Source organism: Bartonella sp. AP7XZML (assembly GCF_042195745.1).
Classification (GTDB): domain Bacteria; phylum Pseudomonadota; class Alphaproteobacteria; order Rhizobiales; family Rhizobiaceae; genus Bartonella.
This window is the reverse complement of the sequence record NZ_JBHIOT010000044.1, coordinates 1-2,477: the sequence shown is the minus strand read 5'-3', so window position 1 is coordinate 2,477 and position 2,477 is coordinate 1. Positions and strand designations below refer to the sequence as shown.

General features: G+C 40.5%; 2 protein-coding genes and 2 pseudogenes. All 4 read left to right on the top strand.

All coding sequences use genetic code 11. From position 1 onward, the window contains the following. Positions 1 to 1,123, top strand: a pseudogene (locus ACFILT_RS03505) (filamentous hemagglutinin); the annotation flags it as partial. Continuing rightward, on the top strand, positions 1,120 to 1,527 hold the full coding sequence (locus ACFILT_RS03500) for a hypothetical protein (RefSeq protein ID WP_375623805.1): 408 nt from the start codon (positions 1,120 to 1,122) through the stop codon (positions 1,525 to 1,527). The pseudogene ACFILT_RS03505 and the gene ACFILT_RS03500, both read left to right, overlap by 4 nt. A 177-nt stretch (positions 1,528 to 1,704) precedes the next feature. Next, entirely contained in the window at positions 1,705 to 2,181 is a 477-nt protein-coding gene (locus ACFILT_RS03495) for a hypothetical protein (protein WP_375678959.1), read from the top strand. An 86-nt stretch (positions 2,182 to 2,267) separates the two neighbouring features. Beyond that, positions 2,268 to 2,477 (top strand): annotated as a pseudogene (locus tag ACFILT_RS03490) (hemagglutinin repeat-containing protein); the annotation flags it as partial.

Below are 2,477 nucleotides of genomic sequence, written 5' to 3'. Positions count from 1 at the left end.
CATCCTTACTGATACAACTGGACAGAGGGCGATGGGGCAAGATGCTGGACAAATCATTGGCTCTCTCAACCGCAACACCGCAGCAGCACACCAAGCTGTAGGACAGCTAGATGTCGCATCGCTTGAGGGGGTAGTACATAATCGCGTAGATATGATCAATGATTTATCGGATGAAGGATTGGGATACCTTGATAAAATTTATAAAATCACAAATGTCAAAGAGCACCCAGTAGGTGAGGTTGCGCATGATGAAAATGGCAATGTCCTCTATTTAACCGATGAAAATGGAGAGTATATAAAAGGCAATGATGGAAAATATATCACTCTGTATCACTTTTTAAAGCCAGAGGAAGAAAAGCATTTACAAAAAGGCCCTAATGGTGCTGTTTATATGTTCTACAATGGCATTTTTAATTCACCAGATGATGCTGCGGGTAATGCTGTCCAATTGGCTGTTAATAAAAATGGTCCCCTTTATTTTACATACTTTCCCCAAGCTGACGATGTGCTGGTAGAATTAGGGGTAGCATTTTATCAAAAGTTTTTTGAAGGGGGCTCTTGGGGGTTGACCAATTCAACCAAAAAGTTCCAAGATTTTATCTATCGTTATGGCAATGACAATGCTATTGTTAGTGGGCATAGCCGGGGTACCTTAACAGTAAGCAATGGAGCAAATGACTTGCAAGAACATGGTATCCACAGTGTAGCCAAGAAAACAGACTTCTATCTTGTTGGAGCGGCTGCTCACATGCAATCGATGGCCAATACAGTAGATTATCTAAGCGATGGCGAAAAAAATTATATCTACACACAAGGTCATATGTTAGACCCCATTAGTACAGTGATTGGTTACAATTGGCCTACGGCTTATAAGGCACCTTTAAATCTAGATTTTTCACTTTTGGAGAAAGGTATAAAAAATCCTTTTTATATGACGATATTTGCAGCAAACAGTTTATTTACTATAGCAACTAATCCAATCAGAGAGATGGGGAGAGCGGTCTTGGGCCTTAACCCGAGCCCCCATAATTGTTATGCTGATGCGAGTCGTGAGTGTCAAATTAATTATGGTTCATTTGGTTTTAACAAACTTTATTCAACGAGAACAGGGAACAAAAAATGAAAATGTTGTTTAATTTATTAAGCCTGCTCATTTTGTTAACGGTTGCTGGATGTGACATTGAAAACATTGATAAACCTCCTCGAGGAGAGACGGCTGTGTGGGAGAAGCTAGGAGCAGATTCTACGGAGGTAGGAAAAGCATTGCTAGAATGTGGTCTGCCGCACCTTAATTATCTTGAGGATGAAGTTCAAAAGTTAAGCAACAATGAGAATGCAACGATTGATGCTTGCATGATCCAAGCAGGATTCCATTATAAAGGGAGAGCTAGCTGGTGTTCTCCTTTTAACGGTAGAGACCTTCCCATTTGTCAGCCTGGTGCTGTCATCCCGAAGAGAAGTGTCGAAAAGCGCTTAAACAGCCCGTTTTGTAAAAGAAGTCCAGTACAACCTGAATGCAAACCTTAAGTTTTGTTTGTGATGACCGACAATCCCCACACTCACGTTTTTACATGCCTGTGCGGGATTGTTTCCTCAAGCAACCATTTCAATATTGTTCAACGTTTTTTTAAGCAGCGGTGACAGAAAATATCAACAAGCTTATGAGCTTTTTTATTGTAAATAAATCCATTGAAAGAGGGAAAAATGAAAAAAATCTTAAAACTATTGAGCTGCATAGCTCTCTTAACTACAGCTGGATGTATTAACCAACCTCCTCCATCAACTTTAGCATTATGGGAAAAACCAGGTGCCGATAAAGCGATGATCCAACAATCTTTGTCAAAATGTGGTTGGAAACCGGTTTATGCTTCTCCTGACGATATGAATACGTATGCGAGTGAATTTGCCTCAGTTTATGAATGCATGAAAAAAGCAGGTTTCCGATATAAATTGCAAGATTCAAAAGGGATCTATTTTACACAACCTCCCAAAAGTGGCTCATTCCTAAGCAATTTAATGATAGCAGGATATCAGCAATTTATGGACAATGACACCTTTGGTGTGACCAACAAAACGAAACAGGAACGGGCTTTACTAACGCATTTTGAGGATGAAAGAAAACGTCAGCAAAAGCAAAAAGCTTTACAAAAGCGATCACCAAAGCGTCCTCCCCATCGTTAAAAAGGTCGTTGGACAAAAAGTATGAATGATGCGGGAGTCAAAATTGTGCCCTTCTTTATTCAAGCGGGTGGCACTTTAAATAAAGCAGCATCCATGGTGTTGGAGCCGATATTATCGCTGGTACAAACCCGATGCAAAGCAATGATGAACAGAGCGGGAATATCACTATGGGAGCAGGTGAAGATATCATCTTTGAAAGTGCGCAAAATACGCAAAGCACAGAAAACCACACGCAAAGCGCTTCAATGAATGTTGGGTATAGTTATGGTACCGGTGGTACAGGGTGGATGGGGAAT